This is a genomic window from Streptomyces sp. XH2 (genome assembly GCF_049725035.1).
GTDB classification, from domain to species: Bacteria; Actinomycetota; Actinomycetes; order Streptomycetales; family Streptomycetaceae; genus Streptomyces; species Streptomyces roseoverticillatus.
The window spans coordinates 190,333-210,361 of sequence record NZ_JBMMMZ010000015.1; the positions used below are offsets into that span (position 1 = coordinate 190,333).

15 protein-coding genes and 1 tRNA gene are annotated in these 20,029 nt (G+C 72.4%); 6 read left to right on the top strand and 10 right to left on the bottom strand.

Translation table 11 applies throughout. The features are described from left to right. Positions 1–77: 77 nt before the first annotated feature. From pth to ACOTKD_RS29680, 6 genes are all read right to left on the bottom strand, one after another. Positions 78–671, bottom strand: a complete 594-nt coding sequence (gene pth / locus ACOTKD_RS29655; RefSeq protein ID WP_424892061.1) for an aminoacyl-tRNA hydrolase — start codon at positions 669–671, stop codon at positions 78–80. Positions 672–761: 90 nt separating this feature from the next. Continuing rightward, positions 762–1,337 (bottom strand): 50S ribosomal protein L25/general stress protein Ctc, encoded by a 576-nt coding sequence (locus ACOTKD_RS29660; protein WP_424892062.1) that lies wholly within the window; start codon positions 1,335–1,337, stop codon positions 762–764. 224 nt (positions 1,338–1,561) lie between these two features. Next, a complete protein-coding gene (locus ACOTKD_RS29665) occupies positions 1,562–2,536 on the bottom strand; it encodes a ribose-phosphate diphosphokinase (RefSeq protein ID WP_058046637.1) in 975 nt (324 codons plus the stop codon). A 73-nt stretch (positions 2,537–2,609) separates the two neighbouring features. Then, on the bottom strand, positions 2,610–4,064 hold the full coding sequence (glmU, locus tag ACOTKD_RS29670; protein WP_424892063.1) for a bifunctional UDP-N-acetylglucosamine diphosphorylase/glucosamine-1-phosphate N-acetyltransferase GlmU: 1,455 nt from the start codon (positions 4,062–4,064) through the stop codon (positions 2,610–2,612). Between the two features lie 117 nt (positions 4,065–4,181). Next, positions 4,182–4,254 (bottom strand) — tRNA-Gln (locus ACOTKD_RS29675). Positions 4,255–4,282: 28 nt separating this feature from the next. Beyond that, the gene (locus ACOTKD_RS29680) at positions 4,283–4,963 is read right to left on the bottom strand and encodes a hypothetical protein (RefSeq protein ID WP_424892064.1); all 681 of its coding nucleotides are present in this window, start codon (positions 4,961–4,963) and stop codon (positions 4,283–4,285) included. A gap of 168 nt (positions 4,964–5,131) precedes the next feature. Here ACOTKD_RS29680 and ACOTKD_RS29685 point away from each other — a divergent pair, with 168 nt between their 5' ends. Beyond that, a complete protein-coding gene (locus ACOTKD_RS29685) occupies positions 5,132–6,529 on the top strand; it encodes a sensor histidine kinase (protein ID WP_424892065.1) in 1,398 nt (465 codons plus the stop codon). Positions 6,530–6,740: 211 nt separating this feature from the next. Here ACOTKD_RS29685 and ACOTKD_RS29690 read toward each other — a convergent pair whose 3' ends face one another. Both ACOTKD_RS29690 and ACOTKD_RS29695 read right to left on the bottom strand, forming a co-directional pair. Continuing rightward, the gene (locus tag ACOTKD_RS29690; RefSeq protein ID WP_030365152.1) at positions 6,741–7,250 is read right to left on the bottom strand and encodes an SUKH-3 domain-containing protein; all 510 of its coding nucleotides are present in this window, start codon (positions 7,248–7,250) and stop codon (positions 6,741–6,743) included. A gap of 5 nt (positions 7,251–7,255) precedes the next feature. Then, positions 7,256–7,831, bottom strand: coding sequence for a YwqJ-related putative deaminase (locus tag ACOTKD_RS29695; protein ID WP_424892066.1), 576 nt, complete (start codon positions 7,829–7,831; stop codon positions 7,256–7,258). Positions 7,832–8,220: 389 nt separating this feature from the next. Here ACOTKD_RS29695 and ACOTKD_RS29700 point away from each other — a divergent pair, with 389 nt between their 5' ends. The 3 genes from ACOTKD_RS29700 to ACOTKD_RS29710 all read left to right on the top strand — a co-directional run bounded on the left by ACOTKD_RS29700 (position 8,221) and on the right by ACOTKD_RS29710 (position 13,222). After that, positions 8,221–9,198: an HNH endonuclease gene (locus tag ACOTKD_RS29700; RefSeq protein ID WP_424892067.1), complete on the top strand. Its 978-nt coding sequence runs from the start codon at positions 8,221–8,223 to the stop codon at positions 9,196–9,198. Between the two features lie 7 nt (positions 9,199–9,205). Next, positions 9,206–12,124 (top strand): SUKH-4 family immunity protein, encoded by a 2,919-nt coding sequence (locus ACOTKD_RS29705; RefSeq protein WP_424892068.1) that lies wholly within the window; start codon positions 9,206–9,208, stop codon positions 12,122–12,124. 207 nt (positions 12,125–12,331) lie between these two features. Further along, positions 12,332–13,222 carry a cellulose-binding protein gene (locus tag ACOTKD_RS29710; protein WP_424892069.1) on the top strand — a complete coding sequence of 297 codons (891 nt, stop codon included), beginning with the start codon at positions 12,332–12,334 and terminating at the stop codon, positions 13,220–13,222. Between the two features lie 172 nt (positions 13,223–13,394). On the opposite strand, the gene ACOTKD_RS29715 is transcribed toward ACOTKD_RS29710, so the two are convergent. Beyond that, positions 13,395–15,179 (bottom strand): lytic murein transglycosylase, encoded by a 1,785-nt coding sequence (locus tag ACOTKD_RS29715; protein WP_424892070.1) that lies wholly within the window; start codon positions 15,177–15,179, stop codon positions 13,395–13,397. Positions 15,180–15,814: 635 nt separating this feature from the next. On the opposite strand from ACOTKD_RS29715, the gene ACOTKD_RS29720 reads away from it, so the two are divergent. Both ACOTKD_RS29720 and ACOTKD_RS29725 read left to right on the top strand, forming a co-directional pair. After that, positions 15,815–16,603, top strand: a complete 789-nt coding sequence (locus ACOTKD_RS29720; RefSeq protein ID WP_106681306.1) for an ABC transporter ATP-binding protein — start codon at positions 15,815–15,817, stop codon at positions 16,601–16,603. Next, on the top strand, positions 16,600–19,173 hold the full coding sequence (locus ACOTKD_RS29725) for an ABC transporter permease (protein WP_424892071.1): 2,574 nt from the start codon (positions 16,600–16,602) through the stop codon (positions 19,171–19,173). The genes ACOTKD_RS29720 and ACOTKD_RS29725 overlap by 4 nt, the downstream gene beginning before the upstream one ends. A gap of 125 nt (positions 19,174–19,298) precedes the next feature. Here ACOTKD_RS29725 and ACOTKD_RS29730 read toward each other — a convergent pair whose 3' ends face one another. Beyond that, the gene (locus ACOTKD_RS29730) at positions 19,299–20,000 is read right to left on the bottom strand and encodes an enhanced serine sensitivity protein SseB C-terminal domain-containing protein (RefSeq protein WP_424892072.1); all 702 of its coding nucleotides are present in this window, start codon (positions 19,998–20,000) and stop codon (positions 19,299–19,301) included. Between the last annotated feature and the right edge of the window lie 29 nt (positions 20,001–20,029).

Consider the following 20,029-nt stretch of genomic DNA (forward strand, 5'->3'; position numbering starts at 1 on the left):
GGGGCGGGCCCAACGCGGGGTCCCCCACACAGGATACGGGCCCCCCCCCGTTCGGGGGGGGGGCCACTTCGCGTGTGTCAGGAGTTGTACGTGCTCTGCGCGCGCTCCAGGCCGTCCACGATCAGGGACTCCACCGCGTCCGCGGCCCGGTCCACCTCGTAGCCGAGGTCCTTCCGCTCCGTGGACGAGAAGTCCTTCAGGACGAAGTCCGCAACGGGCATCCGCCCCGGCGGCCGCCCGATCCCGAACCGCACCCGCAGGTAGTCCGGCCCCAGCGCCTTCGTGATCGACTTCAGGCCGTTGTGGCCGTTGTCGCCGCCGCCGAGCTTCAGCCGCAGCGTGCCGTAGTCGATGTCCAGCTCGTCGTGGACGGCGATCACGCGCTCGGCGGGCACCTTGTAGAAGTCCCGCAGCGCAGCCGTCGGCCCGCCCGACAGATTCATGAACGACATCGGCTTGGCGACCACCACACGACGGCTCGACAGGCCGGGCGCACCGAGGCGGCCCTCGACGACCTGGGCCCGCGAGGCCTTGTGCGCCTTGAACTTGGCGCCCATCCGCTCCGCGAGCAGGTCCGCGACCATGAAGCCCACGTTGTGGCGGTTGCCCGTGTACTCCGGCCCGGGGTTGCCCAGGCCCACGATCAGCCAGGGGCTGGAGTCGTCCGTCATCTGCATGTCTCCTTCATACGCCAACCGCCGTCCCGCTTCCTCATCGGAGCGGGACGGCGGTCGGAAAAGAAAAGCCGGGTGCGGCGAGGATCAGGCCTCGGCGCCCTCAGCGGCCTCGGCCGGGGCGGCCTGGCCGGCGACGACGTGCAGGACCACGGCGTCGGCGTCGACGGCGAGGGCGACACCGGCCGGCAGGACGACGTCCTTGGCCAGGACGGAGGCACCGGCCTCGAGGCCCGCGACGGAGACGGTGACGGCCTCGGGGATGTGGGTGGCCTCGGCCTCGACCGGCAGGGCGGTCAGGGTGTGCTCGATGAGGTTGCCGCCCGGGGCGATCTCGCCCTCGGTGTGGACCGGGACCTCGACGGTGACCGTCTCGCCGCGCTTGACGACCAGCAGGTCGACGTGCTCGAGGAAGCCCTTGAGGGCGTCACGCTGGACGGCCTTGGGGATGACGAGCTCGGAGCGGCCCTCGATGTCCAGGGAGAGCAGGACGTTCGGGGTCTTCAGGGCCATCATCAGGTCGTGACCCGGCAGGGTGACGTGGACCGGCTCGGAACCGTGGCCGTAGACGACGGCGGGAACCTGGTTGGCGCGGCGGATGCGACGGGCAGCGCCCTTGCCGAACTCGGCACGGACCTGGGCGGGGATCTTGATCTCAGCCATGGTGCACTCCTCGTGAGGTGTGGATCGGATGGGCCGTTACCCGGCCACATACGGACCTGCTACGAAGAGCGCGTCGATAACGGACCGCCGCACATGAGTGCGGCCTCCCTCGCCGAGCAACTCCAGGAGTGTACCCGGCGGGGAGGCCGCCCAGAAATCGATCAGGACCGTGCCGGTCCCAGGCCGATCGTTTTTGCAGCCGGCAGGCTAGCGCCGCCGAAGGCTCACTGCTCCTCGAAGAGGCTCGTCACCGAGCCGTCCTCGAAGACCTCGCGCACGGCGCGCGCGATCGTCGGGGCGATCGACAGCACCGTGATCTTGTCGAGCTCCAGCTCACCCGGCGTCGGCAGGGTGTTGGTGAACACGAACTCGCTCACCTTGGAGTTCTTCAGACGGTCCGCGGCCGGACCGGACAGCACACCGTGCGTGGCCGTCACGATGACGTCCTCCGCACCGTTGGCGAACAGGGCGTCCGCGGCGGCGCAGATCGTGCCACCCGTGTCGATCATGTCGTCGACGAGGACACAGACGCGGCCCTTCACGTCACCGACGACCTCGTGCACCGTCACCTGGTTGGCGACATCCTTGTCACGGCGCTTGTGGACGATCGCCAGCGGCGCGCCCAGGCGGTCGCACCAGCGGTCGGCGACGCGCACGCGACCGGCGTCCGGGGAGACGACCGTCAGCTTCTCGCGGTCGACCTTGGCGCCCACGTAGTCCGCCAGGATCGGCAGGGCGAACAGGTGGTCCACCGGGCCGTCGAAGAAGCCCTGGATCTGGTCCGTGTGCAGGTCGACCGTGAGGATCCGGTCCGCACCCGCCGTCTTGAACAGATCGGCGATCAGACGGGCCGAGATCGGCTCACGGCCGCGGTGCTTCTTGTCCTGACGGGCATAGCCGTAGAACGGCACGACCACCGTGATGGAGCGGGCCGACGCGCGCTTCAGCGCGTCGATCATGATCAGCTGCTCCATGACCCACTTGTTGATGGGAGCCGTGTGGCTCTGCATCAGGAAGCAGTCCGCGCCACGCGCCGACTCCTGGAAGCGGACGTAGATCTCGCCGTTGGCGAAGTCGAATGCCTTGGTCGGGACCAGGCCGACGCCCAGCTGGTGCGCGACCTCCTCGGCAAGCTCGGGGTGGGCGCGGCCGGAGAAGAGCATCAGCTTCTTCTCGCCGGTCGTCTTGATCCCGGTCACAGCACAGTCTCCTTGGATGTCGCTTTGTGTGCGCTTATCACGGTACGCCCCGCACGGCGTACCCGTGTCACGGTCACTGCTCGCCGTCGGTCTCCCGGTGAGCGGCGGAAGCGGCCTGTGCGGCTGCGCTTCCCGGGCGCTTACGTGCCACCCAGCCCTCGATATTCCGCTGCTGTCCACGTGCGACGGCCAGCGAACCCGGGGGCACATCCTTGGTGATGACCGAGCCGGCAGCGGTGTACGCGCCGTCCCCGATCGTGACCGGAGCCACAAACATGTTGTCCGATCCGGTACGGCAGTGCGAGCCGATCGTGGTGTGGTGCTTGCTCACACCGTCGTAGTTCACGAAGACGCTCGCCGCGCCGATGTTGCTGTACTCGCCGATCGTCGCGTCACCGACGTAGGACAGGTGCGGCACCTTCGTGCCCTCACCGATCTCGGCGTTCTTCATCTCGACGTACGCGCCGGCCTTGGACTTCGGGCCGAGCTTCGTGCCCGGGCGCAGGTACGCGAAGGGGCCCACGAGGGCACCCTCGCCGATCAGGGCCGAGTCCGCGACGGTGTTGTCCACGCGCGCGCCGGCGCCGACCGCGGTGTCCGTCAGGCGCGTGTTCGGGCCGACCTCGCTGCCGGTGGCCAGGCTCGTGGCGCCGATCAGCTGGGTGCCGGGGTGGACGAGCACGTCGGGCTCGACCGTGACGGTGACGTCGATCCAGGTCGACGCCGGGTCCACGACCGTGACGCCGCTCATCATCGCCGCGTGCAGCAGCCGCTCGTTGAGCAGCTTGCGGGCCTCCGCGAGCTGGACGCGGTTGTTGATGCCGAGGATCTCGCGGTGATCGTCCGCGACGGCCGCGCCCACCCGGTGCCCGGCCTCGCGCAGGATTCCCAGGACGTCGGTCAGGTACTCCTCGCCCTGGCTGTTGTCCGTGCGGACCTTGCCGAGGGCGTCCGCCAGCAGCTGCGCGTCGAACGCGAAGACCCCGGAGTTGATCTCGCTGATCGCGCGCTGGGCGTCCGTGGCGTCCTTGTGCTCGACGATCGCCGTGACGGCGCCGCTGTCGTCGCGCACGATGCGCCCGTAGCCGGTGGAGTCGGGGACCTCGGCGGTCAGCACGGTGACGGCGTTGCCGTCGGCGGCGTGGGTGTCGCTGAGGGTCTTGAGCGTGGCGCCGGTCAGCAGCGGGGTGTCGCCGCAGACGACGACCACCGTGCCGTCGAGGACGATCCCGTTGTTCGACAGCTCTTCCAGGCCCATGCGCACGGCGTGGCCGGTGCCGTTCTGCTCGTACTGGACGGCGGTGCGGACCTCGGGGTCGATCTGCGCGAGGTGTGCGGAGACCTGCTCGCGGGCGTGCCCGACGATCACGACGAGGTGCTCGGGGTCCAGCTCGCGGGAGGCGGCGACGACGTGGCCGACGAGGGAACGTCCGCAGATGGCGTGCAGGACCTTGGGGGTCGCCGACTTCATGCGGGTGCCCTCACCCGCTGCGAGAACGACGACGGCTGCCGGGCGGTTGGCGCTCACGGGTGTGCCCTTCGGCTTCGGGTGGTGGACATCCGAAGGATACCGGTGCGTTTTACTGCTGAAACGCGGGCGGGTCCTGACCTGGGCGGTCAGGACCCGAAGTATTCGAACCTGCAGCTCCGCCGCCAGGACTCGAACCCGGACCGAAGAGCACCAAAAGCTCCCGTGCTGCCAATTACACTACGGCGGATGGCAAACTAGGCCAAAAAGGACAACCCTTAGATCGTCGCTTTGGCCCCCACCACTATGCCGTACCACCAGCCCTCGATGCGACGGTATAGGTCGGCGCTTCTCCGGACGTCGACGACGAGGCAGCCGTGGTAGCCCTCGCCCACGTTCTTGCGGACGGTTTTCGAGTTGTGCTTCTTGAGCGTCGTCTTCTGCAGGGCGGTGACATCGACGCCGGTCAGGTCGGCCCAGAACCGCTCCGCCCTGGCAATGTCGGCATTCTCATGGATCATGACGCGATACTGGATCCGTCCCGGCTCCACGCCGAGGAGCGCCAGCCAGGCGAGATAGACCTGGATCATGTCCGGATCGCTGTTGATGAAGGTTGCCCTCTCAGTGGGCCTGTGCGGCTTGCTCTTCGCACCTTCGGACCAGTAGAGACCCACGCCCACGAGAAACAGCTCGCGGTCCTTCATTCGGCCGATCTCATGCGCGGCGGTGAGCTTGGTCTGCGACCGGATGATCGCCTGCCTCTGCCGGTGAGGCACCCACCGTGCCTCCTGCATCGCGTGCATCTGCTCCGCCGTCTTCTGCGGCTTCGGGAGATCCCTCACCCACAGCGACACCGAACTCTTCGAAACCCCCAGCTCCGCGACGATCTCGTCGTACGTCTTGCCTGCTCGCCGCAGCTCGCGGGCGCGGCTCTGGAGCTCTGTTTTCGCTTGGACCATGCGTACAGCGTTGCGATGCATGTCGGTGGATAGGGGAAATCCTCGGATCATTCAGCAGTTCGAGGGAGGTGTGTGTCATTCCGCCCTGCCGGTGCCCGCTCCGTGCTCCGGCCCCGGACCGGAACGTGGACGGGAAAAGGTGTGGCGGCCTTCCGTAGTCTGGGTGGTATGACCACAACGGGGGCAATCGCGGAGGCGGGCGCGCGCGGCGCGCCGGACGGGCCTTGGTGGTGGGCGCGGCGGCGGAGCATGGTGCTGGACGTCGCGCTGGCGTTGGTGTCCGCGCTGGAGTGCGCGGCGGAGGGCGCGGCGTTCGCCAGTGATCACGGGATACCCATGGCGCTCCCGACGCTGGTGGGGCTGCTCGTCGGTGCCACGTTGATCTTCCGGCGCCGGTGGCCGGTGGCCGTGGTGCTGCTGGGGATCGCGATCACCCCGGCCGAGCTGGGGTTCCTGCTCGGGATCGTCGGGCTGTACACGCTGGCCGCGTCGGACGCGCCGCGCCGGCTGACGGTGATCCTGGCCGGGGTGTCCGTGGCGGGGACGTTCGTGGTCACGCTGGCGAAGTTCCACCAGAACGTGGCCGACGACGGGAGCCCGCAGGACCTGTGGGCGATGTTGTTCTTCTCGACCCTGGTGGCGCTGGGGCTCACGGCGCCCCCGGTGCTGACGGGGTTGTACGTGGGGGCGCGGCGCCGGCTGGTCGAGAGCCTGCGGGAGCGGGCGGACGGTCTGGAGCGGGAGCTGTCGCTGCTGGCCGAGCGGGCCGAGGAGCGCGCGGTCTGGGCGCGCAACGAGGAGCGGACGCGCATCGCGCGCGAGATGCACGACGTGGTGGCGCACCGGGTGTCGCTGATGGTGGTGCACGCGGCGGCGCTGCAGGCGGTGGCCCTGAAGGATCCCGAGAAGGCTTCGCGGAACGCGGGTCTGGTGGGGGACATGGGCCGGCAGGCGCTGACGGAGCTGCGGGAGATGCTCGGCGTGCTGCGCACGTCGTCGGAGGAGTCCGTGCCCGAGGCGGCCTCGGCGGTGGACTCGCGGCGTCTGGCGGAGGTCGCCGCGGCGGCGTCCGCGCGGGTGTCCGCGGGGGTCGGCGCCGTGGGGCGGGCGGGGGCCGGCCCCGTGGACGGCGGGTCCGCGTCCGGTGACGGTCCGTGTCTGGACGGTCTGGAGGATCTCGTCGGGCAGTCGCGGGCGGCCGGGATGGCCGTGGAGCTGTCCGTGGAGGGCGAGGAGCGTGCGTACGGCGCGCGGGTGGAGAGCACGGCGTACCGGGTGGTGCAGGAAGCGCTGACCAACGTCCACAAGCACGCGCCGGGGGCGAAGGCCGTCGTGCGGGTGGCCCACCGCGGGGACGAGGTGGCGCTGCAGGTGGAGAACGGCCCTTCGGACGGCGGTGCGGCGGCGCCCGGCCTGCCGAGCGGCGGGAACGGCCTGGTGGGCATGCGGGAGCGGGTGTCGGCGCTGGGCGGCGTGTTCGTGTCGGGCGCGACGGACGCGGGCGGTTTCCGGGTGTCGGCGGTCATCCCGGCGGCGGTGGCGGACGGCGCCGGCGCGGGGGCGTAGGGCGGGACGGGGGCGCGTGGCCGGGCGCGGGCGCTCGGCCTTTCCGGTTCGGTGCGGTGTGTGCCGGTCTGCGACGGGCCGGTGCCCGGCCGGGATTCGGCTGGTTTTCGCCTGGCGTTTGGCCGGTTCGCGCTGCTCCGGTCAGCGGTGTCCGTACGGGCGTCCGCGCGGTCTCCGGCCGGCGGTGCCCGTGGATCCCGTACGGATCCGGTCAGCGGCGTCCCGTGCCCGCCGACAGCCGTGACGGCCGGGTTCCGCTGACGAGCGTGCCGATGGCGTGGTCGATGTCCGAGCCGAGGTACCAGTCGCCGGTGTGGTCGAGGCTGTAGACGCGGCCGTGGGCGTCGATGGCGAGGAGCGCCTGCCCGTCCGCCTCCTGCCCGAGCGGGCAGACCTCGGCCCCCAGCGCGCGCCCGAGGTCGGCGACGGTGCGGGCGAGGTGGAGGCCGTGCAGCGGGTCGATGTGGAAGGGCGTCGGGGCGATGTGCCGGCCCGGCCCCGTCCCCGCGATGTGCAGGCCGCCGAACTCCGCCCAGGCCTCGACGGCGGCGGGGAAGACGGTGTGCCGGTGGCCGGCCGGGGAGGAGTGGGCGCGCAGGGCGTCGGCCCAGTTCTCGGCGGCCTTGATGTCCCAGCGGCCGGGCTGCCACCCGGCTTCGCGCAGGGCGGCGTCCACGGCGGCGGGGAACCGGGTGGCCGCGGTGCGGTCGAAGGCGCGCATGTGGGTCAGCCCTTGTTCTTGAGTGTGGCGGCCTTGGCGGTGAGCGTGGCGGCCTTGGCGGGTGCGGCGGGGTCGACGCTGCGTACACCGAAGTGGGTCAGCAGGGCCGTGCAGGAGCGGCAGGGCGGGGCGTACGCGCCGTGCCGGGGGTCGCCTTCCTCGCGGATGTGCCGGGCGGTGAGCTTGGCGTGCTTGAGGGCGCGCCGGGCCTCGCCGTGGGTGAGGGGTTTGCGGGCGGCACGTTTGCTGCGGCCGTTCTCGTGGGCGGTGAGGAAGCGGGTCAGCAGCAGTGCCTCGGAGCAGCGGCCGGTGAAGCGCTCGCGCCGGTCGCTGGTGAGGGTGTCGAGGAAGTCCTGCACGAGGGGGTGCAGCGCGGGCGGCACGTCGCCCTTGCCGCCGGTGCAGGTCAGCGTCTCGCCGCGGACGGACAGCGCGGCGGCCACGGCGGGCAGGATGCCGTCGCGGCGGTGCAGGAGGGCGGGGGGCCGGTCGGCGTCCTCGGTGCTCCAGGTGAGCCGGGGGTCGCCGGAGGCCGTCGTGCCGTGGTCGTCGGCCGGCGGTCGGTCCTGAGTCGTGTGCATGGTGGTTCTTCCCTCCCTGCAATCCCCCTGTTGCGGGGATCAGCCTGCCAAACGGGACGGCAGGTGCGGAAGTCAGGTCGGGGTTGACGGGGTGTCGCGTGGTGTTCAGGGGTCGGATGGTCGCACCGGCGGAGGCGCGGCGGCTTCGGCGGGACGGCGCTCACGGGGCGTGACGGGCGCCCGCCGGCCGGGCCGGGGGAGGCGGGGGCGGACCTGGGCGCGGCCCCCGTCTTGCGGTACCGCATAGGCTGTGCCGCACGGGGTGTTCTCGGCCATGGGGACACCGGCCGGCCGGGCCCCCCGTGGCCCGGGCGGGGGTCCGGTGACGCGCGGCGACCGCGGCGTTCGTCGGGGCCTTTCGGATCCACAGTCAGCAGGGGGCTTCCGCCATGACGACAGGTCGGCTCGGGCAGCAGGCCGCGCCACCGAATGCGGCCTACGCCGGGCAGGTCGTGCACTTCCCGGACCCGGTCCGCGCCGCCCGCTACCCCAAGGGGGTGCGGATGGACGACTCGGGTCACCCGGACTTCTCGCCGTACGCGCGGGCGGCCGCGGAGATCGCGGAGCCGCCGGAGGGCTTCGGCGTGGACGAGCTGCGGCTGACCGACTACGTGTCGGCGAACGCCGCCCTGCACGCCGCCGGTCACGAGCTGTGGGCCAGCCTGCCGCCGGTCGCGACGCCGCACGGCTGGACGTGGCACCACGTGGCGGGCACGCGCCGGCTGGAGCTGGTGCCCGCCGAGGTGAAGGCGCTGCTGCGGCACCACGGCGGGCTGGCGACGGCCGCCGTGGACCAGGAGAAGCGCGGCACGCGCCCGCTGCAGGAGACCCGGCCGGTGCACTTCGTACTGCCGCAGCGGGACCTCGCGGTGACGGAGGAACAGGTCCAGGGCGTCGAGGAGGACCTCGGCTACCGCCTGCCGGGCGCGTACCGGGCCTTCCTGAAGGCCGCGGGCGGCTGCGCGCCGGTCGGTGCCGCGCTGGACGCGGAGCTGGGCCTGCTGATCGACCAGCCGTTCTTCACCGTGCGCGACGAGGCCGCCGTGAACGACCTCGTCTACGTCAACAAGTGTCTGCGCGACCACTTCACCAAGGACTATCTGGGCGTGGGATTCGTCCAGGGGGGCGTACTCGCGGTGAAGGTGAAGGGCGAGGCGATCGGCTCGGTCTGGTTCTGCCCGTACGACGACGCGCGCGACGGGGACGGCTGGACGGTGCAGGAGCGGGTGGAGCGGTTGCTGCTGCCCTGTGGTGAGGACTTCGACGTGTTTTTGTCGCGGCTGGCGGGTGGTCCGCCGGAGCTGGAGACGGTGGCCGGCCTGATGGTGGACGGCGGCTTCGCCTATGCCGTCCCGGTGGAGGGGTGAGCGCGCGGTGGTGACGTTCGCGCAGGCGCAGGAGCGCGGTGAGCGCTGGGCCAACGGTGACGTGCCGGCGTACCAGCACCGGGAGGTGCGGGTCCGCGAGTTCGACCTGGGGTTCGTGGTGTGGGCCGAGGACCGCGAGGACGGTCCGACGTCCGACGGCGGGCACGTCAGGCTGGTGATCGCCCGGGACAGCGGGGAGACCACGCTGTGGCCGGCGCTGCCGGTGGGCGAGGTCATCCGGCGCTACGAGGAGGAGTACGGAGCGGTGGCCGTGGAGGAACCGGAACCGTCGGACGCCCCGCCGAAACGGCTGGACCTGAACGCGACGTCGTTCCTGCTGAGCCCGCCGCAGTGGCTGCAGGACGCGGCGGACGCGATGGGCATTCCGGACCGGAGGAGCGACGGGTCGACGTCGGGCGGGGGTTCGCAGGCCGGCGGGGGCGCGGGTTCGCTTTCCGGTGCGGGTGCGGGTTCGCCTGCCGGTGCGGGCGCGGGGGCGTCTGCGCCTGGCGGTGCGGGCGCGTCCGCGGCTGCGGGTGTGTCCGGGGGCTCGCCCGCGGGCGGGTCTGCCGGTGGGGCTTCGGGCCTGTCGGCCGGTAAGCCTGCGGGCGGTGACACGGATGCATCGGCCGGTGCGCAGGGCGGCGCGCTTGCGGGCGGGCCGTCGGCCGGGTCTGCCGGCGGCGCTTCGGGTGCGCTTACGGGTGCGCCTGACGGTGCGTCTGCGGGCGGGGCTTCGGGTGCGCCGGTGGGCGCGTCCGCCGGCGCCTCCGACGACGGGCCTTCGAGTGCGTCCGCGCGCTCCGACGCGTCCTCGGACGCGTCGCTGGGCGCGCCGGTGCCGCTGGCCGCTCCCACGGGGCCGGCTGCCGCACCGCCGGAGGGGCCGGAGCCGGCGACGCCCTGGCCCGCGGCGGACGGGCAGCCCCCGGCGCCGTCGCCGGCAGCGCCCGCCGCACCGCCCGCGCCCGCGGCGCCGGTCACGGCCCCTCCCGCGCCTCCCGCGCCGGAGGCGACGCCGTGGGCCGCCGCGGACACGCACACCGCGGACGGCGAAGACGACCGCTCGGTCGGCCTGCCGGCCACGGTGCTGGCGCCGGCCCTGTCGGGTACGGACGAGGACGACACGCCGCCCCCGGGCGTCGGCCCGGAAGCGAAGACGGCCCTGATGTCGGCCGGCAGCTCGCTGCCGAAGACGGCCATCGCCCCGTCCCTCGACGCCCTGGAAGGCCAGTTGGCAGCTCCGGGTGCTCCCGGCTCCCCGGCCCCGCCGCCCGCGGCCCCCGCCGGTGCCCCGGTGCCGCCGCCCGCTGCTCCCGCCGCGGCCCGCCCCGGCGCGCCCGTTCCGCCGCCGCCGGGCCCCGGCGCCGGTGGTCCGCAGGCGCCCACGCCGCCCGGTGCCCCCGGTGTTCCGGGGCAGCCTCCGGGCGCCGGTGTTCCCACGCCCCCCGGCGCGCCCCCGGCCCCCGGGGCCGGTGCTCCGGGCGCTCCCGGCGCTCCTGGTGCGCCCGGTGGTGGTGCGGCCTACGCCGCGACGATGCTCGCCGCCCCCGGTACGCCGGGCATGCCCGGAGCCGCGCCCGGCGCGCCGGCACCGGGCGCGCCCGTACCGCCCGGTCCGCCCGGTGCCCCCGGGCAGCCGGCCGGCCCCGCCGCGCCGCCCGCGGCTCCGGCCGGCCCCGGCGGGGTGCACCACGCGGCGACCATGCTCGCGAGCGCTCCCGGCGGCCCGGCGGCCCCGGGTGCTCCCGGCGCCCCGGGGCAGCCCCCCGCCCGCCCGGGCGCCACCCCGCCGCCCGCGGGCCCCGGTGGCGTGCACCACGCCGCCACCATGCTCGCGAGCCCGGGTGCTCCCGGCATGCCCCCGGTCCCGCAGGGCCCGGTCGCGGCGCAGGCCCCCGCGGCCCCCGCGTACGGCTACCCCCAGCCCCCCGGCGGTCTGCCGACCGTCGGCCCGGGCTACATGGCCGTCCTGCGCTACCGCGCGCACGACGGCTCCGAGCAGCAGCTCATCCGCCGCAGCGCGCCGGGCACGCCGCACCCGGAGTGGCAGATCCTGCACGAGCTGATGGCGATGAACGTGCCGCGCGAGCAGGTGCTGGAGCTCCACACGGAGCTGGAGTCCTGCGACGGCCCGGGCGGCTACTGCGCCCGCATGGTGCGCGACAACTGGCCGCAGGCGACGGTCAGTCACACGGCCGCGTACGGCCGCGACCACGCCACGCGCCAGCAGGGCGTCCGTCACCTGATCGAGCATCAGGGCGAGCTGCACCAGGTCGCCGACGGCCCGGCGCGCCCCGCGCCGAACCGGGTGCCGCTGCCGCACCCCGGCCAGGTGCAGCAGGCGCCGCCGGTCGGCCCGGACGTGATAGCCCGGGAGCTGGCCGAGTCGTTCGGCCCGCAGGGCGTGTTCCGGTTCGAGCAGCGTGCGGTGTCGCGCCAGGGCGTGCCGGACGTCGTCGCGCAGACGCTGGTGTGGGCCGGCGTGCCCGTGGACTGCGGGCCGTTCTTCTGGGGCCAGGCGCAGCCGGGCCGGCCGGTGCCGACGCTGGCGGAGCTGGCGGCGGAGCGGCGGGTGCAGGCGGCGCCGGACGCGGGTTCGTACCTCGTGATGGGCACGGACTTCGGCAAGCAGCTGTGCGTGCAGTACGGGACGGCGCACATCGTGGCGGTGCCGCTGGAGGCGGGGCCGGGCGGTTCGTCCGTTCCTCCGCAGTTCGTCAACACGAGCCTGCCTCAGTTCGTTCGCTCTTTGGCGCTGCTCGGGAAGATGTGGCGGTGGCGCTACGGGTTGACGCCGGAGCAGGCGGGCCGCTGGACGGTGGATTTCCAGGAACAGCTGATGGCGCTGGACACGGCTGCCTTGTCCTCGCCGGAGAACTGGTGGTCGGTGCTGGTGGAGCAGATGTGGGACGGCCTGTTCTAGCCGAGCGGGCCGGCTGCTGACGGCGCGGGGCGCTCGATCCGGGATGAGGGTCGGGCGCCCCGTGTCGTAGGTTGGCGCATCCTTGACAGAAGAAGCGGGCGGAGTGTCGCGTCATCGGCACTTCCCGTGGTCCAGGGATGATGTGCGCCAGACTGCGTCACATACCGGACATCCGGGATATAAGGGGCTTCAAGGATGAGTGCATCGGTGTCTCCCGACGGTTTCGCTGTCGTACGGGGCCGGGGTTACCGGCCCGAGCAGGTCGATCGCGTGCTCGCCGAGTTCGCGCGCCAGCGGGACGCGGCCTGGGAGCGGGTGGCGCGGCTGACCGTACTGGCGCGCGAGATGGAGGAGGAGGCCCAGCGGCTCGGGCAGGTGGTGACGCAGCTCCCCCCGCAGACGTACGAGTCGCTCGGCCAGCGCGCGCAGGGCCTGCTCTTCACGGCCCAGGCCGAGGCGGCCGGGCTGCGGGAGCGGGCCGAGGCGGCCGCCGCCGAGATGATGGAGGCGGCCGAGGCGCACGGCCGGTCGGTCCGGGACGCGGCCCACCAGGCGGCCACGGCGGTGCGCGCCGAGGCCGAGGAATGGGCGCGGCAGGCGCTCGTCGCGGCCGAGTCCGTCGCCGACGACGTCATCGCCGTCGCCCGGCGCGACGCGAAGCAGCGGCGCGAGGACGCCGTCGCGGCCCTCGCGGAGATGCGCGAACGGACGGCGGCGGCGCTCGCCGAGCAGGAGAAGGACCACGCCGAGCGGTGGGAGACGGCGGGGCGCGAGATCGCCGAGCGCGAGGCCGCGCTCGACACGCGCATCGCCGCGATGGAGGAGTACGCCCGCAACGCCCTGGCGGAGGCGCAGCGCCGCTACGCGGAGGCGGAAGAGGCCGCCCGGCACGGGCAGGAGGACGCGGAGGCGCAGGGCGCGGCGCTCATCGCGCAGGCGCGGGTCCGCGAGGAGCGGGTCGTACGGGACATGGAGCGCAACCTCCGCGAGCACGAGGAGCGGCGCGAGGAGCTCCGCGCCCACATGGCCCATGTCCGCCACAGCCTGGCCGCGCTCACCGGCAAGCCGGTGGCGGAGGACCTGGGGGCGGGGGATTGATCCGGTCACGTACGCGTAACCCGGTCACGTACGCGTACGGCGGGTCCGGCATCCTTGCCGGGAGGTCCCAAGGAAGCCTGCTTCCTTGAATCCGCCGCAACGGCGAGCAACCACGACGGTGGTGTCCGGCGGTGCCGAACCGGCCTGAGCCCGTACGGCACCGCCGCAAGGGCTACGCCGCCGGCGTCGGCTTCGGCGACGAGAGCGTGGCCGTCGGGGCCTTCACCGTCAGGTTGAACGTGTGGGCCTTGCCGTCCGCCGTCGTCACGGTCAGCACGTACTCGCCGGACTCCCCGTCCGTCAGCAGCGCCGGGAGCGCGAGGACGCCGTCCTTGTCCGTCGTCCCGGCCTCCAGCCACCACGTCCGCTTGCCGTCGGGGCCCTTGAAGTAGGGGCCGATGGGCTTGCCGCCCTTGTCGGTGGCGGGCTTGCCGTCGAGCTTGGTGACCTTGGCGGTGACGGCCGAGCCGACGACGTCCTTGCCGCCCTTCGCCAGCACCTTGACCGTGAACCGGTCGGCGAACGCGCTGTTGGGGTCGGCCTGCAGGCTCGGCTTGCCGACGACGTCAACCTGCTCGGCCGCCAGAACGGACACCTTGCCCGCGAACTTCACCGCGGCGAGGTCCCGCCCGACCACCGTCGCCGTCACCTCGACCTTGCCGATCTTGGGCGCGGCCACGACCCGCAGCGCCTCCGCCGTGCCGTCCTTGCCCGTGGTGACGGTCAGCTCCGTGGAGGCGTCCGTGAACGCGGCCCCGTCGCCGCTCAGCACGAACCGTACGCGTGCCCCCGCCATCGGCTTCCCGGACTGGTCCCTGACCAGGACCCGCGCCTTCTCCTTGAACGTCTCGCCGGCGTTCGCCTCCCAGGTCTTGCCGTCGCCGACCCGCTCCAGGCGGTTCGCCTGAGGTGCGGGCGGGGTCGGCTTGCCGGGCTCGGGCTTGTCGGGCCCGGGCTTGCCCGGATCCGGCTTGTTCGGTCCGGGCTTGCCGGGCTCCGGCTTGCTCGGCGTCGTCCCCGTCGATCCGCCGGGCGACGGCTTCGAAGGCTGCGGCTTCGTCGATGGGGCGTTGCCCGAAGGGGTGCTGCTGCCCGAGCCCGACGGCACGTTCCGCGAAGGCGCGTTGCCCGACGGCGTGTTGCCCGTCCCCACTCCCGTACGGTCCGGCAGCGAGGGCACGTTGCCCTGCTGGTACGCGCGCATCCACTCGGTGACGGCGTTCACGTACGAGCGCGAGTTGTTGTAGCTGAGGATCGCCCGGTCGAGGTCCCCGGGCCGGTTCATGTCCTTGCCGCCCGCGCACAAGTACTTGGCGGTGCCGAGCGCGGCGTCATAGATGTTGTTGGGGTTCTTCACCCCGTCGCCGTTGCCGTCGGCGCCGTACTGCGCCCAGGTGGAGGGCAGGAACTGCGTGGGGCCGACGGCCTTGTCGTAGACGGTGTCGCCGTCCCACAGGCCCTGGTCGGTGTCCTTGACGGTGGCGAAGCCGTTGCCGTCCAGCTGCGGGCCGAGGATCGGCTTGTCCGTCGTGCCGTCGGCGGTCATGCGCGCGCCGTTGTACGTGGCGTGCTGCGTCTCGACCTGGCCGATGCCGGCTATGAGCTCCCACGGCATGTGGCAGCCCGGCATGTCGGCCGCGGCGCGCTGCGCGGCCTTGCGGTAGGCGTCCAGGGCCGTCGCGGGTATGCCCGTGGCGGCGTCCTTGGTGTCCTCCTTGCCGGGGCCGTTCGCGCCGGGGAGGCCGGGGCGGCCCTTCGGTCTGAGGTCGGGCAGCGTGAGGTTGGGGGTGCCGTGCGGCATCCCCTGGGGGTTCTTCGGGTCCTTCGCGGGGTCGTCCGCATCCGCCGTGTTGTGCGGGGGACTGACGCCGACCGCGGCCGTCAGGCTGGCCACGAGCAGGGCCGTGCACAGACCCTGCCGGGAGACACTGGCAGCGCGCGTAGGGAGTATCTTCACGATGCTGCTTCCTTCGGAGACCTGCGGCCTGTGCGAAGGGGTGCACGACGTCCCCCCTCGACCATGACACCGAACACTAATTCCCTGTGGCCTCAATTGTCTTGCCCGGTGGCCGCCTTCACGTATTATTCGCCCTTCGTTCCCCGGTAACTCCTTACCCTTTGCCCGCTTCCTGTCGTTTGTCCGTGGCGGATTCGGTACGGCGGCGGGTGCCCGCGGCGGGCCCGGCGCGCCGGCGGGGGAGATCGTTTCCCCCGGCACGCATCCGCCCGCCAGGGGCGTGTTTGCGCCTGACGTAACGGCAGGGTGCAGACTCGGGCTCCGGTGAACCCCGAGACCGGGGGGCCCGCCGGCCGCGCAACCCCTAAGGGTCGTTCCTGGCTTTCTCCTGCTCGTACCGGCCGCCCGGTTCGTACCGCAGGGGGAGGAGCGGGCACGACCCGTTGCCTAGCCTTTTCGATGTCGGTGCCGACGACGATGCCCACGTCAAAGTGGCCACGCCGGCCCGGCACCGGCCGGAGAGGCGGTGGTGGGGCTAGCCCCACCTCGGATACACGGACGAGCACCATCGCCCCGGCACCCCGCATCCAGGCAGGCTGTGGACCGCACCGCAATGAGCACCTAGGAGATGGACCGTGACAACGGCTGTATCGATTCCCAAGACCGGGGGCAGTGGAGGGCATACGGCCGTCGCCGCGAGGGCCCGCCAGGTGGTCAAGGCCTACGGGGCCGGCGAGACCCGCGTGACCGCCCTCGACCACGTGGACGTGGACATCGCCCGCGGGCAGTTCACCGCCATCATGGGCCCCTCCGGCTCCGGCAAGTCGACCCTGATGCACTGCCTGGCCGGCCTGGACACCGTCACGTCCGGGGAGATCTTCATCGACGAGACCGAGATAACCGGCCTCAAGGACAAGAAGCTCACCCGGCTCCGCCGCGACCGCATCGGCTTCATCTTCCAGGCGTTCAACCTGCTCCCGACACTCAACGCGATCGAGAACATCACGCTCCCCATGGACATCGCCGGCCGCAAGCCGGACAAGGCCTGGCTGGACCGCGTCGTGGAGACCGTCGGCCTCGCCGGCCGCCTCAAGCACCGGCCGAACCAGCTCTCCGGCGGCCAGCAGCAGCGCGTCGCCGTGGCCCGCGCCCTCGCCGCCCGCCCCGAGATCATCTTCGGTGACGAGCCCACCGGAAACCTCGACTCGCGGGCCGGCGCCGAGGTCCTGGGCTTCCTGCGCCGCTCCGTGGACGAACTCGGCCAGACGATCGTCATGGTCACCCACGACCCCGTGGCCGCCTCCTACGCCGACCGCGTGCTCTACCTGGCCGACGGCCGGATCGTCGACGAGATGTACAGCCCGACCGCCGACGCGGTCCTGGAGCGCATGAAGAACTTCGACGCGCGTGGACGGGTGTCGTGACCGTCCTCAAGACCTCGATGCGCAACTTCCTCGCGCACAAGGGCCGCATGGCGCTCTCCGCCGTCGCGGTCCTGCTGTCGGTGGCGTTCGTGTGCGGCACGCTCGTCTTCACCGACACCATGAACGCCACGTTCGACAAGCTCTTCGCGAACACCGCCTCCGACGTCTCCGTCGCCCCCAAGAAGGACGACGACGCCCAGGAGACCGGCAAGCCGCAGGCACTGCCCGCCGCCCTGCAGGCGAAGCTGACGAAGGTCGACGGCGTCGCCGAGGTCGAGCCGCACGTCACCAGCATGCAGCTGACCGTCGTGAACGGGAAGAACAAGAGCCTCAGCCCCGCCTCCGGCGCCCCCACCGTGGGCACCAACTGGGACGAGAGCCAGAAGAAGTCCGTCGAGATCACCAGCGGCCACGCCCCGCACGGCCCGGCCGAGGCCGTCCTCGACGCCGACACCGCCGACAAGCACGGCGTGAAGGAGGGCGACAAGCTCCGCGTCATCGCCGTCCCCGGCGACTTCACCGTGAGCGTCGTCGGCATCGCCACGTTCAAGACCACCAACCCCGGCGCGGCCCTCCTCTACTTCGACACCCCGACCGCGCAGGCGAAGCTGCTCGGCAGCACGGACGGCTTCAGCAGCTACGGCCTGACCGCCGCGTCCGGCGTCAGCAACGAGCAGCTCAAGGAGCGCGTCACCGCCGTCCTCGGCTCCTCCGCTGGTGACTACGCGGTGCGGACCGCCGCCGAGTCCAAGGAGGAGAACAAGAAGAACGTCGGTTCCTTCCTGGACGTCATGAAGTACGCGCTGCTGGGCTTCGCCGGCATCGCCGTCCTCGTGGGCATCTTCCTCATCGTCAACACCTTCTCCATGCTGGTCGCCCAGCGCACCCGGGAGATCGGCCTGATGCGGGCCATCGGCTCCAGCCGCCGGCAGGTCCTCCGCTCCGTGCTGACCGAGGCGGTGCTGCTCGGCGTCGTCGGCTCGGTGCTCGGCATCGGCGGCGGCATCGCCCTCGCCGTGGGGCTGATGGAGCTCATGGGCTCCATGGGCATGAAGCTCGACCTGGGCGAGCTCACGATCAAGGCCTCGACGCCGATCGTGGGCCTGGCCATCGGCGTGGTCGTCACCGTCCTGGCCGCCCTCCTGCCCGCCTTCAAGGCCACCCGGATCTCCCCGATGTCCGCCCTGCGCGACGCCGGCACCCCGGCGGACGGCAAGGCCGGCAAGGTGCGCGCCACGATCGGCGTGCTGCTCACCGCTCTGGGCGGGCTGTCGCTGGCCGCCGCGGCCAAGGCGGACGACGCCAAGGCCGGCTCGGGCATGCTGGGCCTCGGAGTCTTCCTGACCCTCGTCGGCTTCATCGTCGTCGGGCCGCTGCTCGCCGGCTTCGTCGTCCGCGTGCTCAGCGCGATCGTGCTGCGGGTCTTCGGCCCCGTCGGCCGCCTCGCCGAGCGCAACGCGCTGCGCAACCCGCGGCGCACCGGCGCCACCGCCTCCGCGCTGATGATCGGCCTCGCGCTGGTCGCCGCGCTGTCGGTGGTCGGCTCCTCGATGGTCGCCTCGGCCACGGACCAGCTCGACAAGTCGGTGGGCGCGGACTTCATCGTCCAGTCCGAGAACCAGCAGCCGCTGAGCCCGGCCGCGGTCAAGGCGGTCAAGGGCGCCGGCCACGTCGAGCACGTCACCGAATACACGGTCGTCAACGCGAAGATCACCACCCCCGACGGCAAGACCGCCACCAAGCGGCTCTCCGCCGTCACCCCCACCTACGCCGACGACGTGCGCGCCGAGACGGTCAAGGGCAAGCTCAAGGACGCCTACGCCAAGGACGCCATGTCCGTGCCGGAGGGCTTCGCCAAGGACAACGGCATCAAGCTCGGCGACCGGCTCAAGGTCGCCATGACCGGCGGCCGCCCGGCCGAGCTGACGGTCAGCGCCATCACCTCGGACGACACCAGCATCGACCAGGGCGCGATGTACACCAACATCGCCACCGCGCGGAACTACCTCCCGGCCGACAAGATGCCGCTGGACTTCATGGTCCTCGCCAAGGCCGCCGACGGGCAGACGAAGGAGGCCGCCGCCGCCCTCAAGGCGTCCGTCGAGCAGTACCCGCAGATCAAGGTCCGCGACCAGTCCGACTACAAGAAGCTCATCCAGGACCAGGTCGGCCAGCTCCTCAACATGATCTACGGCCTGCTGGCCCTCGCGATCATCGTCGCGATCCTGGGCGTGGTGAACACCCTGGCCCTGTCGGTCGTCGAGCGCACCCGGGAGATCGGCCTCCTGCGGGCCATCGGCCTCTCGCGCCGCCAGATGCGCCGCATGATCCGCCTGGAGTCGGTCGTCATCGCCCTCTTCGGCGCCCTGCTCGGCCTCGGCCTCGGCATGGCCTGGGGCACCACGTCCCAGAAGCTCCTGGCCCTCCAGGGCCTCGGCGTCCTGGACATCCCCTGGCCGACGATCATCACGGTCTTCCTCGGCTCGGCGGTGGTGGGCCTGCTCGCCGCGCTCGTCCCGGCGTTCCGGGCGGGCCGGATGAACGTCCTGAACGCCATCGCCACGGACTAGCAGACCGCTGCCCTGCGAGGGGGCCGTCACGCGGGTCCCGACCCGCCCCGGCCCCCGAAGGAGGCCCGGCCCGGACGCGCCACGGGGGTGCGAGTCCGGGCCGGGCCTTTTGCTGCCTGTTGCGGTCAGGCGACGTAGAAGGGCTCGACGTTGCCCAGCATCCACGCCGACGTCTGATCACCCGGCTTGCCGAGGAAGAGCGTGTCCACGGTGAAGGGCACCGCCTCCGCCGCGACGGCATCCGAAACGGCCGCGAGCACGGCCTCACGCGATTCCTCGACCGCACCGCGAACCGTCACGCCGATCAGCAGTCCGGGGCGCTGATTCCCCACCTGCACCAGAGCCCGCCTGGCCGACGAGACCGCGGGAACCGCGTCGAAGGCGCGGCGCAGCGCCGCGAGCAGCGCGACGGGCTCTTCCGCAGGCTCACCGAGCCGGACGCTCTCGCCGGGCTGCACGGTCTTCCGGCCGTCTTCCCGTACGGCCTGCACACCGGCGGCGTGAATGGGCAGTCCGACCTCGCCACCAGGGTTGAGCGCGAGACCGAGCTCCTGCGGGATCGCGTCGATCAGCTCGCGGGCGCCCATCACCGCGTGCGCCACGTCGCCCGCGCACACCTTGAGCTGGTGCGCGGAGGTGTACACGGCGACGTGCGGCTGACCGTCGATCGCAACGATCGGCAGCCGTGTTCCCCGGTCACCGCCGGGGGATTCCGGGAGCGGCATCCACAGTTCGGCCGCGGCGAGCGCCTCCAGAATGTCCTCGGGAGGGACAGAGCCGGCCTTTGCGGCGGCCAGCGTCTCTTCCAGCTTGTTGGCGGGGAACATTTACAGGGACTCCGGTTCGTTCTTGACGG

Excerpts from the sequence above, each read along its gene's own strand:
- pth (WP_424892061.1), bottom strand. The coding sequence starts at position 671 with ATGACGGACGACTCCAGCCCCTGGCTGATCGTGGGCCTGGGCAACCCC.
- ACOTKD_RS29660 (WP_424892062.1), bottom strand. The coding sequence starts at position 1,337 with ATGGCTGAGATCAAGATCCCCGCCCAGGTCCGTGCCGAGTTCGGCAAG.
- ACOTKD_RS29680 (WP_424892064.1), bottom strand. The coding sequence starts at position 4,963 with ATGGTCCAAGCGAAAACAGAGCTCCAGAGCCGCGCCCGCGAGCTGCGG.
- ACOTKD_RS29685 (WP_424892065.1), top strand. The coding sequence starts at position 5,132 with ATGACCACAACGGGGGCAATCGCGGAGGCGGGCGCGCGCGGCGCGCCG.
- ACOTKD_RS29690 (WP_030365152.1), bottom strand. The coding sequence starts at position 7,250 with ATGCGCGCCTTCGACCGCACCGCGGCCACCCGGTTCCCCGCCGCCGTG.
- ACOTKD_RS29695 (WP_424892066.1), bottom strand. The coding sequence starts at position 7,831 with ATGCACACGACTCAGGACCGACCGCCGGCCGACGACCACGGCACGACG.
- ACOTKD_RS29700 (WP_424892067.1), top strand. The coding sequence starts at position 8,221 with ATGACGACAGGTCGGCTCGGGCAGCAGGCCGCGCCACCGAATGCGGCC.
- ACOTKD_RS29730 (WP_424892072.1), bottom strand. The coding sequence starts at position 20,000 with ATGTTCCCCGCCAACAAGCTGGAAGAGACGCTGGCCGCCGCAAAGGCC.